This is a genomic window from Variovorax paradoxus (genome assembly GCF_000834655.1).
In the GTDB taxonomy this organism is placed as follows: Bacteria; Pseudomonadota; Gammaproteobacteria; order Burkholderiales; family Burkholderiaceae_C; genus Variovorax; species Variovorax paradoxus_F.
Genome location: NZ_JXQQ01000010.1, coordinates 50,197 through 64,769, shown reverse-complemented (window position 1 = coordinate 64,769; position 14,573 = coordinate 50,197). Strand labels below are relative to the sequence as shown.

6 protein-coding genes are annotated in these 14,573 nt (G+C 68.2%); 2 read left to right on the top strand and 4 right to left on the bottom strand.

The features are described 5' to 3' along the window. Positions 1–328: 328 nt before the first annotated feature. Both RT97_RS05005 and RT97_RS05000 read left to right on the top strand, forming a co-directional pair. Positions 329–649, top strand: a complete 321-nt coding sequence (locus RT97_RS05005) for a hypothetical protein (RefSeq protein ID WP_042577676.1) — start codon at positions 329–331, stop codon at positions 647–649. Positions 650–766: 117 nt separating this feature from the next. Further along, positions 767–1,012 (top strand): hypothetical protein, encoded by a 246-nt coding sequence (locus RT97_RS05000; RefSeq protein WP_042577675.1) that lies wholly within the window; start codon positions 767–769, stop codon positions 1,010–1,012. A gap of 304 nt (positions 1,013–1,316) precedes the next feature. On the opposite strand, the gene RT97_RS04995 is transcribed toward RT97_RS05000, so the two are convergent. The 4 genes from RT97_RS04995 to RT97_RS04980 all read right to left on the bottom strand — a co-directional run bounded on the left by RT97_RS04995 (position 1,317) and on the right by RT97_RS04980 (position 14,493). Then, positions 1,317–1,685, bottom strand: a complete 369-nt coding sequence (locus tag RT97_RS04995; RefSeq protein ID WP_042577674.1) for a hypothetical protein — start codon at positions 1,683–1,685, stop codon at positions 1,317–1,319. A 117-nt stretch (positions 1,686–1,802) separates the two neighbouring features. After that, positions 1,803–2,057, bottom strand: coding sequence for a hypothetical protein (locus RT97_RS04990; RefSeq protein ID WP_155403730.1), 255 nt, complete (start codon positions 2,055–2,057; stop codon positions 1,803–1,805). An 80-nt stretch (positions 2,058–2,137) separates the two neighbouring features. Beyond that, entirely contained in the window at positions 2,138–6,388 is a 4,251-nt protein-coding gene (locus RT97_RS04985; protein ID WP_172672159.1) for an OmpA family protein, read from the bottom strand. Between the two features lie 62 nt (positions 6,389–6,450). After that, the gene (locus RT97_RS04980) at positions 6,451–14,493 is read right to left on the bottom strand and encodes an SdrD B-like domain-containing protein (protein WP_172672158.1); all 8,043 of its coding nucleotides are present in this window, start codon (positions 14,491–14,493) and stop codon (positions 6,451–6,453) included. Between the last annotated feature and the right edge of the window lie 80 nt (positions 14,494–14,573).

Genomic DNA, 14,573 nt, shown 5'->3' with positions numbered 1-14,573 from the left:
CCGGAAACGCTTGTCCGCAGTTCTCCGGGTGCGGCGGGTGCCCTGCCTGAACTCTCAAACAGGAAATCGGATCGATGGTGAAGCGGCCGGATCGTCTCCGCGCCGACGTTCGCATTCACGAGGTCCTCATCGACACGCATGTGCTGCAGCCTTGTGGTCATGTCAGCGTCGACGGTGCGAGATCCCTCGATGCACGCAGCGAATGCATTGCGCGACACGATCGGGCCGAGTTCCTCCACCAGAAGACGCCTTGACCGCTGGGGATCGACTCACCTGTCAGGCCGCCGTCTGACACGGCTGCTCGACCGCGTTGGCGACACTGGAAAGAATGAACGGCCTGACAACTTCAGCCGGCCAGCTGCTTTCCGCCAGCGTGGCCGGCTCGCCCGCGACCGTGAGTGATCTCATGTTTTCGGCCCACTTGTATCTCACCACGCTGGAACGTCAATTCGGCAGCGCCGATGCACTGGTGGCTTGCTTTCACGCGCGACAAAAGGAACTTCAGGCGGGGGGGAACGACCTTGCCCGCACAGAGTTGCGGCTGGTGACCAAGTGGAAAAACGCTCATGCACACGCCGACCACAAGGCCCGAGTCACGCTGAGTGATCCCGACAATCAGGAGTTTGTGATCGTGCTTGCGGGCCAATAAACGAGGTTCTCTGAAGTGAACCGACCGAGACAGGCCGATGAGTCAATTCGCGCTCGGCCAAGGTGGGGCCTCGTGGACCTCACGCGTGCGCGCAGACGCCTCGCTAACATTTGCAGCATGGCTTCTCTCTACCTCTCGATGACCGAAGCAGTCATCAACCACTGGAAGGCAAATCGCAACGCCTACCCTCAGAAATTTGTCCTCAGTCCCGCTCAGTATGAAGGCTATGCGAGAACCCGCCGCAACGGCATTGGCGGGGCGAAGGCCAACATCAACGAGCACATGGGCATCCCGGTCGAGGTGGCCGAAGGTACGCCCGGTGTGATGGTCGCAGCTGACGGCAGCGAAGTGTCGCTGCGCTGACTGCAGAAGCAACGTGGGCGCCGGCGGGACACGCGGTTCGAGACTGAGGGCGAGCTCCATCCCAGCGAGCACTTCAGAGAAGGAAGGCAAGGCATGGAAAGCCCGCGGCGTCGAACCCGAAAGCTTCAGAAGCACCGTCGCGCGGGCGCCCCTGCGCACAAGTGAGAACGCCGTGTTTCACGGCTTTCGTGTCCTGAATACCCCGGCAGGTACGTCGCACAGCGCCTTCGCTGCGCCGCCGCCTCGCCACCCGAGGCAACTGCATGCCGGGCTTCCTTGGGCCAGGCTGCCGCCTGCTCCCCGATCAGGACGGACCGCCGATGTCCTGCGCCGCCCGGCGGCGCACCCTGCGGGTGGCGCGAGCAATGGATGCCTGAAGCGCAGCGAGTTCGCCAACGACATCATGAATCTGCCTGGCAAGATCCGACGCCTGTTCGTCGGCGGTCGGCCTGGCCGGTCGGCCCGCATTCTTGCCTGCCCCGGCTGGATCGACAGCGTTGACCAGCCCAGACAGCTCGAGACGCACGTCGTTCACCGCTTTGCGCAAGGTCTCGACGGCCACTGCGAGTTCCGCATCTCGCCGTGCCATGGCTGCCGAGACCGTGGTCTGAACCGGCGGTGCCGGCGGCTCGGCCGGTGCACGCGCGCTGCGGTGGTAGAAATGGTTGTCCATGATGAATTCAGGGGTTGCGCATGCGGCGGGGCGCGCCGACGCGGGGTCGATGGCCGCACGACAACTTGCCCGCCCGGGTCCCCGCGGCAGGCTCGATGCGTATGTCCCCTCCGAGCATCACCCGGTCGCGTCTGACGGCATTGCTTCGCACGCATGGCTGCCATGCTGGAATCCGTAGGACGTGGCCTGGCGCACCGCGAACGTCCGCAGGTCCTCGGCATAGGAGTCGACCGGCCTCCTGCCTGCGACAGCACGCGCTTCAAAATCGAAGAGGAAGTCACGCGCCCATTCCTCGAAGAGCGCGTACCTGCGGCCCGGGTCGCCCGCACACCGGGCATGTGCCAGCGCCTGTGCGATGTCGACCAGGGCCATGGTGAAGGAGATGCCACGGCTCTCTTGCATCAACCGTGCGCTCGCAGAGGGCGGGACCGGACGAACGCCTTGATGCATGGTCAGAACTTGCCGAGCACGTTCAGGAACCAGCCCTTGCTGCGGTAGCTCATGTCCGTGAGGTTGTCCGAGTAGTCGGTGAAGTTGTAGCCCACGCCGACCTTGAGGTTCTCGTTCACATGGTAATAGGCAGCCGTGAGGAAGCCACTCTTGCGGTCCTTGAGTTCCTTTGCGCGCAGCGTGCGCCATTCGACCATCCAGTCCCAATTGCGCACGAGCTTCCAGTCGATGCGCAGCACCGCAAGTTCCGCGGAGCTCTTGAACCAAGGCGAGGAATTATCGCGACTCGCACGCAGTTCGCCGCGGCGCCACGCGTACTTGCCTCCCACCGTCCAGCGTTCGTTGACGTCCCAGGTTGCATCGATGGCGAACACGTGGCTGCGCTGCTGGTAGTCGATGCCCGTGGTGGAGACCGCGCCCAGATTCGAATCGAGTCCGCCCGCCGACACCACCTGGCCCGGAGACGACAGGTCGTAGAGGTACGTGTACTTGAACAGCAGGTTCAATCGGTCGTCCATCGTCGGGCGCAGTCCGTAGCCGAGCATGGCTTCGGTGTACTTGGCCGCAGCCAGACTGCCGCTCGTGCTGTCGCTGTCCGCCCAGTTGAACTTGCCGATCCAGCGCGCGTCCTCATTGACCTTCCACGTGAACGAGTTCTTCACGAGCCAGCTCGTGCGGGACTCGACCGCCGTGCGATCCTTGCGGTACTCCAGTCCGCCGCTGTACTTGAGACGCTCGCTCGAATAGCCCGTGGTGAAGGCGATCGCTTCGCGCTTCGTGACGCCGAGCGTCTCCGCGCCGATCCAGCCATTCTCGAAGTTGACGCCGAATGTCCACCGTGTATCGGGCGCGTACTGCACGCCGTAGGCATGCGTGAGGCCGGGCTGCGTGCCGGTGGCCTGCCGATGCTCGGTGAACAGCGTCAGCCCGTCGCCCACGCGCGAGCGCACGCCGGTCACAAGACTTCCACCGCGACCGATCAGGTTCTCGTCCGTGCGGCCGGTGTCGGCTGCGTAGGTGACGTAGAGGTTGGAGCGGTCGTCGTACTGGTAATCGACGCCCGCCTTGCCTGCTAGGCCGCCATCGCCAGTGGACACTTCGCCACGCAATGCCAGCTTGTCGTTCACGCGATAGCGCCCGCCCACGCCCAGGCGGTCGTTGTCCAGGCGCGTGCCCGTGCGGCGCAGCGTCTTCTGTGCGAAGCCGTAGAGGCTCCATTGATCGTTGCCGGTGTACTCCAATTGGACCGTGGCATCGGCCCGCTCGCCCTCCACGGCCTGCGAGGTGGGCAAAGACGGGCTGGTGATCAGCGCATCGCCGGTCTTGTCGTCGTAGCGCAGGCCCAGGCCGAGCTTCCAATCCCGCGACAGTGCCACCGCGTACTGGGCATCCAGCACGCTTGCGTTGTAGCCGTCGCGCTCGTCGCGGCGATCGGCCTTGACCCGAAGTTCGCCGTTTTCGCCCTTCTCGCCGAACGGTACCGTGGCCTGCACGCCCACCTGTCGTGTGGCGTTGCTTGCATATTGCCCCGGTGCGGAAAAGCCCGCATCCCGCGACTGCGCATAGGCGCTCACGCGTCCGCCGCCACGGATCTCGAAGTCGCCCAGGTCTGCCTGGCCTTCGAGCCGCCATGCGCTGGCATTGCCGGTGGGGCCGTTCCCGAGACTGCTTCCGAAGGTGCTGCCCACCGAACCGTTGCGGCCCGTGAAGCTGAAGCCGCCGTCGAGCGAATCGAGCTGTGCGGTCCCAGGGCCCTTGCTGCGCGCGAACTCGCCTTTGAGGTAGGTGCTCTCGGTCTTGCGCAGCGTGATGTCTGCCCCCGCCAGTCTCTGGTCGCCGCCGATCTGGTCCTGGCGCGATGCCGTGACGCCGACGCCCACATGGTCGTTGGCCCACCACGACACCCGGCCGCCGACGGCCAGCGTGTCCAATGAACTGGCGATGGGCGTGTATTCGTAGTCCACCACCAGGTAGGCAGGCATCCCGGTGAGTCCCCCGGCACGAACCAGCGAGCCGTCGTCCGAGAGACTGGACAGCGGCGACGACAGCAGCACGCGGCCTTGCAGGTAGTCGATCTCGTAGTCCGAGCTGGGCACGAGCTGGGTCCGCTTGAGGACGAAGCCGGAATCGCGATCCCGGATCTCGATGCTCAGTCGCTCGGCACCGCGTGTGATGTCCTGGTTGCGCAGGTAGTACAGCGACCCGCCTGTGCCGCGGAATTCCTCGCGGGCCGCAAGGGTCCCGGGTTCGGCCGCGTAGGCGTCGATCTTGAGGCGTGCCTCGCCGAACGAAGTCGACTGCTCGCCGAGGTAGCGGCCGTAGAACCCGTAGAGGCCGCGGCTGACGCGGGTGAGTTCGGTGTCGCCGAAGTTGAGCTTGAAGTTGCCCCACATGGCCTGAGAGCGGCCGTCGTCCACGCGCAGATAGAAGCGGCCTTGCGTGGGCGCATCCTCGATGGTGGTCGAGTCGTCGCCGAAGGTGCTCCAGGAGTCCTCCGGATCGAATCGCCGGAACAGGGAGGTCGGGTCCTTGCGATCGAGGTTGCGAAACAGCTCCTTGAGCGGGCGCTCCTCCGTATCGACGCTCGCGGTCAGGGTCCAACGGTCGTTGAGCTGCCCCTTGGCATAACCCGCTATGCGCCCTTCGCTCCAGCCACCGCCGCCATAGCGGTTCTTGTCGTTGGTCATGATCGCGGCCGGACCGCTCACGCTGTTGCTGCCCACGGTGAGGTCGGCCTGCCCGACGAAGAACCAGTCGCTCGACGGCAAATCGAAGTCGCGGCGGTAGGCGCGCGTGACCCCCTGCGCATCGGTCACGGCGATCTCGCCGGTCTGCACGCGCCGCGGCACCAGCTGCTGGAAGACAAAGCGTCCGTTGTCGTCCACAGGCACCGCAAAGCCCAGCGCGCGCACCTGCTCGCCCGGGCGGATGGCCGCGCCGCTCGCGGTGACGGTGCCGGCGCTCAGCGGGATGTTGGCGATGGCGACGTTGTTGTTGCCGTAGCCGCGCAGCAGCTCGCGCTCTGGATCGATCGCCGGGCCGGCCTCGGGCTTGTGACGCTGAACGAGCGTGAGCGAGAGGTCGTCGGTCTCGTCGAACCGGCCCTGGCGGTCGTACACGCGCACGCGGTAGTACAGCTTGCCGCTCGCGCCTTCCGCCAGTCGATCCAGCAGGCCATCGGGCACCTTCCATTCGCCGCGCAGGCCCGCGTCCAGCGCCACCGTGGCCAAGAGGCGCCGCTGCATCGCGTCATTGGCCGTGTAGACACGCAACTCCGCCTGGCTGGTGAACAGCAGGTAGTTGCTGTAGCCCGCAAAGCGCACGGTGTCGCCTGCCACCACGGTGGTGGGCCACGCACTGGCGCTCAGCCGTCGCGGCTGGGACAGGTTGTCGTACTGCAGGCGCAGCTGATTGCGCTCGAGCTGTACGTCCACGCAGCGCTGGCGGTCGGCGCTCGTGGTTCCGTCGCCCACGGACTGCCTGCCGTCGGCGGAGAGCAACTGCCCGTCCACGCTCAGCCGCAACGGTGCATCGTCCGTTCCGAAGGCTGTGAAGGTGCGGCACACGCCCGGATTGCTCGCCGGCGCGGGCATTGGCGCGGTGGCCACGGCATCGCGCCAATACACGCGGACTTCGACGCGGCGATTGGACGCCCAGTTCTTTCGATCGTCGGCGGGCGTCGCCACGGGCTGGTCCGGTCCGCGCGAGAGCGCAGAAGCCGCCGCTTGAGGCAGGCCCAGACGCTGCGTGAGATACCCCGCGACCTGCTGAGCGCGCGCGAGACCCAACGCACGGTTGTCGGCAAATCGCGCGCGCGCCTTGGCGCTCAGCGGCTGCGTGTCGGTGTGTCCAACGACCTCGAATCGCAGCCCCTCGCGGCCCTTGACCTGATCGGCGATGCGATCGAGCTGCGCGCGCTCCGAGGCGCTCAACCTGTCGTCGCCCGACTCGAAGTGCGGCGTGCCCACATCGCTGCGCTCGGCGGGCTGTGCGGCGGATCCTTGGGCCGGCGCGTTCACGCTCACTGCAGCGCGGTCGTCGCCGAGCACGAAGGTAGCCTTGGGCAGTTCGCGCTCGCTGCCCGAAGGCAGTTGGCGTTCGCCGTTGATCTGCACCGCGCGCGAGTCCGCGGTGGCGCGATCGAGCATGCGGCCCCGGACAGCGGTTTCTTGCGCCGCGGCCCATCCCATGCTGAAACAGGCGGCGGTCACGGCGGTGGCCACGGCCATGCGCTTCGGAAGCTTTTTTCTCATGTCGACTCGCTGGATCGGATTCGATGTCGCTGGACGGGTGGTGGCGGTGTGAGGACGTCGCGTCATGGCTTCGGCGCTTCTGAAGGCGTGCCGGCGGGGACGAGCTCGACCTCCACGTCCAGGTTGAAGAGAGGCGGCTCGCTGCGCCCGGCGCGTTGCTCGCCGAGCTGCTTCCAGCGCGCCAGCACCGAGGCCTTCACCGCGTCCACGCGCCGGCGTGCCAGCGCCTCGCTCTCGCCGGGCGCGACCTTGTAGGCCAGGCGCAGCACGGCGACCTTCTCGGCCAGCGCGTTCACCGTGCGATCCAGCTCGCCGACCAGGTCGGCGCGCAGCACCGACGCTTCGCTCTCGAAGGCCGAACCCTGCAATGCGAGACGCACGACCCGGTGCACGGTGGCGCCAAAGTTGATCTTCAACACCTTGCCGCGCGTGGCGCGCTCGGCCGCCGGGTTCTCGCTCGTGGTGCGATAACCGCTGGGCAGCGTCCGGTCGTCGAGCTTGAGCACCAGGTTGCTGCCGGTGCCCTCCTTCGGGATCGCGGCGCAGGCGATGTGGTAGCGGCCCTGTGCGTCGGTGGTCACGAGCACGCCGTTGACCGTTGCGATTCGCACGTTGGCGATGCCCGGCTCACCGTCGTCCTGGTAGCCGTTGGCGTTCTTGTCGTCGTAGACCTTGCCGATCACGTCGGTGCAATCGAACAAGGCGTCCGGCACCACGCGCACGGTGGCGGTGGCCAGGTTCGACAGCACGCGCCCGCCCACGCCTTGCGTGGCGACGACCTGGTTGACGAACTCGCCCTCGCCCACGCCCACGCCCACGCCCGCGACCATCAGGTACTCCTTGGTCTCGTTGGGCGCGAAGTTCTGTCCGGGCATCACGACCTGGCGGCCGGTGACCTGGGGCACCACGGGCAGCGCGACGCCGCCTGGCAGCGTACGCACGGTCAGCGAGCCCTGGATGTAGCGAAAGCCTGGCGGCAGCGTGTCGACCACGGCAGCACCCGGGACCGGGTTGCTTCTCGTGTTGCGTGCAGTGATGCGGTAAGGCAGCAGCTCGCCCTTCTTCACGGTCAGTTTCGACGTGGTCTTGCGCAACTCGATGAGCGTGGAATCCGACGGATCGAGCGGGATGTTGTTGGCCACGACGTGCTGGCCGCCGCCGCCCGGCATCTGGAACACCAGGTAATACCCGGCGCCGGGCACGAGGCCCGCACCAGGGCTGACCACACAGGGGTTGGTCTGTGCAGGCGCCGGACCGTTGGCGGGTGCCGAGCAGGACTGCGTGCCCAGCGCGCCGGCTGCCGCCGGATAGATGGACGACGGCAGGTAGGCGCCCGGCGGCGTCACCGCCAGCCGGTACTCCCCGGCGGGCGCGCCCGGCAGCAGGAAGAAGTCGTAGTAACCGCCAGGGCCGGTGGTGTAGCTGTCGCGTCCGTCGAGCAGGTGCTGGGCCGGATCGAAACCGGGCGGTCCGACAAGACGCACGACCGCGCCGGGCACCGGGGTGCCGCTCACGCTGTCGTACACCACGCCGCCCGGGTCGTACGGCAGGTCCTGCTTCTGCACGTTGGCGCCTGGGTTCACGCGCACCTTGATGCTGAACCGCGGGTCGCTCGCTGCCGGCGTCGGATAGGGGCCGCCGGCGCCGTTCTGCGCGGCATCGGTGGGCCAGGCGCCGCCCACGAGCCGTCCTTCGGGCGAGCGGAACCGCACGCGGTACTCGCCCGGCACGAGGTCGCCGAAGCGATAGCTGCCGTCCGCGTTGGTCGTGACCGCATAGACCACGGTGGCCGCGGTTTCCGAGCACGCGTTGCTTCCATCGGCGCAGCGCAGCAGCTCGACCGTCCAGCCTTCGCCCTGGCCCTCGCCAGATTCGCGGCTGCGGTTGTGGTTCTGGTCGAACCACACGGTGCCGGTCAACGAGGCAGGCTGGTTGCTGTGCTCGTTGAAGTCATAGCCGGTGCCGTGCGCGTCCAGACCGGTGAAGTTCACCTTGATCTGGTTGGGGCCGGCGGTGGTGCCGCCCAACGTCCCCGGCACGGCAATCCCTTCGTCGTAGCCCGACGGCTGCGTTTCCGTGACCGTGTAGCCTGCGGCTCCCGGCAGCGGCAGCCCGCCGAGCTCGTAACGCCCGTTGGCGTCGGTCACGGCGGTGCGCGTGACCGGCTGCCCTGCGGCGTCAGTGCCCGTGAGCGTGATCGTCACGCCCGCGATCGGCAGGTCCTGCGGCTCGCGCGTGCCGTTGCGGTTGGCGTCGTTGTAGACGGTGCCCGCAAGCGATGCGCCGCGTTCGCCGAAGTTGTAGTTGTCGCCGTTGCCGCCGCGGTATGCGATGGCGCCGATGACATCGTTGCCCAACGTGCCGCTTGACGTCCCTTCGAGCGTGCCCACGGCGTCCTTGCCGTCGGCGTAGGTCACCGGCTGCGTCTCCCGGATCGTGTAGCCCGCGGCGTCCGCAGGCAGCAGCCCTGTGAAGACGTACCGGCCGCCGGCGTCGGTCACCGCAGTGGCGTTGACCGTCAGGCCGCTCGCGGAGCGACCCGTGAGCGTCAGCGTCACGCCGGGGATGCCCGCCTCCGCAGGTTGGCGCACACCGTCGTCGTTGGCGTCCACATGCACCCAGCCCGCGATCTGTCCGCCGCGCTCGCCGAAGTTGTAGTCGATGCCGATGTCCTCCGACACCAGCGCGAGGCCGCCGAAGCGGTCGTTGGTCGCGCCCGGATTGGCGGTGCCGCGCGGCGCGCCGGCCACCGTACCGAGCGACTCGGTGCCGTCGGCCACGCCAGCAGGCTGCGTCTCGTCGATCTGGTAGGTGCCCGGTGTCATTCCATCGACCAGGTAGCGGCCATCGGCGGCCGTCTGCACCGTGCGGTCAACGGCATTGCCCTGGAAATCCGTCCCGGTGACGCGTACGGTCGTGCCGGCGATGCCCGGTTCTGCGCTATCGCGGCTGCCGTTGGAGGGCGCCACGTCAGCGTAGACGTAGCCCGAGACGCTGGCCGGTCGCACGACCGAGAAATTGTTGCCGGCCGAGCCTGCGCCCGCGGCGCCCAGCACGATGTTCTGGATGGCGTTGGCGGTCGAGCCGTTGGGCCCGTTGGTCACGCCAGTGCCGCCCGTCGGGACGGCGCCGGGCGTGCTGCCTGCGCCGCTGACGGTGCCGGCCCGGGTGATGCCCGGCAGGTAGCCGCTCGGCCGCGCTTCGGTCACCGTGTAGTTGCCCGGCGCAAGGTTCGGAAAGCGGTAGTCGCCGCTCGCGTCGGTGGTGGTCGTCTGCGACACCGGTTGCCCATTGACGTCGGTTCCGGTCAACGTGATCGTGACACCCTCGAGCCCCGGCTCGCTTGCCGGCGTGCCCTGCAAGGCGCTGCCGTCGCGGTCGTAGTAGACGCGGCCCGAGATGCCGCCCGGCAGCAATTCACCGAAGTAGTACTCGCCCTGCGTGAGCACGCTGGCGACGGTGACCCCGGTGATGGCATTGCCGCCACCCTGCGGCGTGCCGGGGAAACCGTTGTTGTTGGCCTTGCCGGGCGCGTAGCCGGTGGGCTGCGTCTCGGTGATGGTGTACCCGCCCGGCGCCGACGGTGGCACGTTGCGGAACTCGTAGCCGCCCGGCGTCGCGGTCGGCACGGCGATGATGTTGACCGCGTTGCCTGCCGCATCGGCGCCCGTCAGCCGCAACTGCACATTCGGGATGCCCGTGTCGCCGCCTTGCGGCACGCCATCGTTGTTCGCATCGACGAACACGCGCACCGGAATGCGGGTCAGCAGCTCCCCGAAGTCGTAGCCCGTGGCCGTGACGTTCGAACGCAGCGCGATCGCGCTCACGACATCGTTGCCGACCGTGCCGCCTGCGGTACCGGCCGCATCGCTGCCATCGACGAAGGCCGCGGGCTGCGTCTCGGTCAGCGTGTAGTTTCCGGGCGTGAGGTTGCCGAATGTGTAGGTGCCCGTACCGGCGGCCGTCGTGGTGGTCAGCGACACCGGGTTGCCGAACATGTCGGTGCCGGTCAAGGTGACCGTGGCGCCGGCGATGCCCGGGTCCGCCGCGCCCGCGGCGTTGTTGTAGTCGGCATCCTGGTAGACGCGGCCCGCCAGGCTCGACGCACGCACTTCGCCGAAGTTGTTCGCAGACGACGTGCCGCCCACGCCGAGCACGATGCCGTCGATGCGGTTGGCGTTGGAGCCGTTGGGACCGTTGGAAGAGCCTGCGGGCACGTTGCCGGGGGCGCTTCCCCCACCGGTCACGCTGCCGGCCCTGGTGATGCCCGGCAGGTAGGTGCCAGGCTGGTCTTCCACCACGTTGTAGGTGCCCGCGGGCACCGTGAATGCCCAGTCGCCATTCGCGGACGTCGTCGTGGTCAGTGCAACCGGATTGCCGAAGCTGTCCGTGCCCGTCAGGCGTATCGTGACGCCTGCGATGCCTGGTTCGCCGGCATCGATCTGGCCGTTGCCGTTGAGGTCTTCGTAGACCCGGCCCGTCAGCGCGCTGCTCTGCACCGAGACGCTGCCTTCGTTGAAGTTGTTGCCGGCATCCGGATCGGGCCCGCCGTTGGTGTCACCGGAGCCGGTGGTCACCAGATGCGCGCGGTTGGTCAATTGCGTGCCGTTGGCCGGGTTGGTGCCGACCGTCGTGCGCACCGGGATGCGCACCGTCGCCGTGCCGTTCGCGGGCATGGATGTGATCGCGCAGCTGACGTTCTGTCCTCCGGCAGCCCCCGTGCATGTCGGCGCAGCAGGCGTGAAGATGCCGCCGGTGACCGTGAAGACGGGCGGGCCCGTCAGCACCAGCCCCGCGGGGAGGGTGTCAGTGAAGCTCGTCGTCTCCGCACTGTCCGGACCGTTGTTGCGCAACTGGACGAGCCAGTCGAAGTTCTGCCCGATCGCCACGGTGGTCAGCGGCGTCGCGGTGCCGGTCGCTACCGCCGTCTTGGTCACCACCTGGACATCGGCCTTGAACCGGAAGGTGGTGTTCTCCGCGACGGTGTTGTTGCCCTGGCTGACGTCGAAGGCATTGCGCGCTGCATCGAAGAAATCGACGGCCGCACGGTTCTGGAACGTGGCGCGCGTCGCCCCGCGCATCGTCACGCGAAATTGCAGCGTGCTTGGCTCGCCGGTCGACGTGGGTCCCGTCCCGCCCAGGGTCGGGATCGTGAACACGATCTGGCCACCGGCCGCCCCGATCGCCGCACCGTTGAGCACATAGCTCGTTCCTGCGGGGGCGGTGACCGCCACCAGCGTGGGCGCGGCCTCTCCACCCGGGCCAGGCAACGGCAGGCTGTCGACGAGCCGGACGCCTTCGGCGGTGGATGCGCTGTTGTTGGAGACGGTGATCGTGTAGGTGACGTTGTCGCCCACGTTCACCGGGTCGACGTCGTCGTTCTTGGTCACGACCAGGTCATAGACCGGCACGACCACTGCGGCGTTGGCTGCGGCCTGGTTGTTGTTCGCATTGCTCTCCGGCGTGACCGACGTGATGCGCGCGGTATTGACCACGGTCGTGCCGTTGACCGCATACAACGGCCGCACGCGCACCGTGACGGTTTGTTGCTGGTTGCGCGTGAGAGAATCCCAGCGGCATTCAAGCTGGTTGTTGGTCGTGCCGGCGCCCGTGGGCTGCGTCGTGCTTGGCTGCACGGGGCAGGTACCGCCGCCGTTGGCAGTGGCCGAGATGAACATCAGGCCGGCCGGCAGGGTGTCGACCACGCGCACGTCGAAGGCGCGACTGAAGCTGCCTTGCTGAACGGATTGGTTGCGCGCGGTGATCGTGTAGGTCAGCAACTGCCCCACCGGCACCGGGTCCGGGCTCGCAGTCTTGGTGACGGTCACATCGGCGATCGCATTGAAGAATGCGTTGGCAGTTGCGCTGTTGGTGCGTCCGCCGTCATCGAGCGTCGGGTCGGCCGGCGTTGCCGCGAGGGCGCTGACCTTGTTGGCGATCTCGAAGGTGTTGTCGTCGACCGCGCGACCATCGCCGAAATGCGTGGCCACCACCCGAATCACGGGGCACAGAGGCAGTGCGCTGGCAGGTTCCGCGCTCGTGCGGCAGACCGGCAGCACCGAGATGCTGCAGCCGGACAGCGCGGGATTGCCTGCGCCGCCCGACGCAGCGGGCAGCGCGCAGGTGCCGGCGAATGTCGCGCCGTTGGCCACCTGGGTCACGACGCCTGCGCCCAGCACCTGGGTGAAGGTATCGCTCACGGCGACGCTCGCCGCGGGACGGGGGCCTCGATTGACGACCTCGATTTCCCAGGTGATCGGCAGGCCGGCCGTCTGCCGGTTCGCGGCACTGCTGCCGATACCGACCACGCGCTTCTGCACCTGCACGTCGGCGTAGTCGGCCGAGGCGTCCACGCCGGTGCCAAGGCTGACGCAGTCATTGCCCGTGTTCGCGTCGGGGTCCGCGCCGCCCGTGGGAGCCGAGGACGGGAGGGCGACGTTCACGCACATGCTGTTGACCACCGGCGCATCACCGGGCGGCACCGCAGGGATCGTGACGTTGACGATGACGTAGCCGCCGTTGCGCGCGGTGGCGCCGTTCGACGTGTCGACGCCGATATCCGCAGCGAGCGTTCGCGTGCAATTCACGGTGGCGGGGCCGTCCGCGGGAAGCGCGGTCGGCACGCCGCCCTTGGTCACCGCGCATGTGTACCCGTCGCGTTGCGTGACGCTGTTGATGCGCACGCCGGCGGGCAGGTCGTCGACGAGGTTGATCGTGCTGCCCGCGAGCAGGCGCGTGCCGCCGAGGTTCGAGCTGCCCACCTGGTAGTCGAAAGCCTGGCCGATCGGCACGTTGCTCTGCGGCCACCCGCGGCGCTTGTCGGCACGAAAGTCGGCGGCGGAATTGGCCACGTCCGCAGGCGCGCTGCCGGTAGCCGAACCGGCCACCGGGCCGGTGGCGCTGACCGTGGCCTGGTTGACGACACCGGTGCCCGCGGTCATCGCGACCACCGGGATGACGATGTCGCCCAGCGCGACCCCCGCCCCGCCGGTGCCGATGTTGGCGCGCGTGCAGCTGAGGGTCTGGCCCGCCACGGCGCAGGTCCAGCCCGCGGCCGCGTTGACCGGGCCGGCGATCTGGAAGTTGGCCGGCAAGGTGTCGGTCAGCGTCACGCCGGTGGGTGCATTGCCGCTGAAGGTCGGACGCAACGTGAAGTTGAAGCGCTGGCCCACGAGCAGCTGGCCGCCGTCATGGCTCTTCGCCAGGGCAAGCAGCGTTCCCGCGGAGACGGCCGTGTTGGCCGTGGCGCTGTTGTTGACGGGGACGCCGTCGCCGATCGCGCCGGTGGGCGCCACCGCCGGCTGGTGCGTGACCGTGGAACCCGCACTGGCGGTCACCGTGCCGTTGACAGTGATCGTCCGAACGTTGCTGCCCGCGGTGGCGGAGATGGCGCCCACGTTGCAGGTCAGCACGTTGCCCGCGATCGCACAGCCTGAGGGCAGCCCGGTCGATGCGACCGACAGTCCGGTCGGGATGGCGTAGGTCAGTGTGGAGCCCGAGCTCGCGTCCGGTCCGTTGTTCGTGAGCGTGAAGACGATTGGCACCGTGGCGCCGCTCGCCGCAGTGGCCGGCGCAGAGATCGCGATGCCGACGTCGGCCCCCTGGTTCACGGTGATCGCCTTGGTCTCGCTCGCCCCGCCGCCCGCGGGGGTCGCGGTCACGCTCAGCGTGCCCTGGGTGCGCGTTCGAAGCAGCACCTCGAAAGCGCGCTGCTGTCCGCTGGCGAGCGTGATGCCCGAGCAGGTCAGGGTGCCCGGACCGTCCGCGCCAACCGCGACGGTGGAGGTGCAACTGCCCACCGGCACCGCGCCGGTGCCGGCGTACACGGTGTTCGCGGGAATCGTGTACGTGAACGAGGTGCCGGGGGGCCCGATGGGCAGGCTGTCGGTTTCTGCGATGGTCACCGTGCTGGTCACGGTGCCGCCGGCGGGCAGAATGGCCGGTGTGTGGATCAGGCTGGAGACTTGCGGCACCGCATGGGCGGCCGTGGTCAGCAGCAGGCCAGCCGCCAGCACGGCCACGCAGGCCGACAGGCCTGCGGCGCGGCGCAGTACCCGTTGGCGCGCAACGCTGACGAACTCGCGCGACGCTTTTGCGTCCGACATGGTCGATGGGGTGTTGGACATCCCGTCCCTCTTGGATTGACTCTGGGGGCCCGGAACGCGCATTCGGCGCGCCGCTCGGT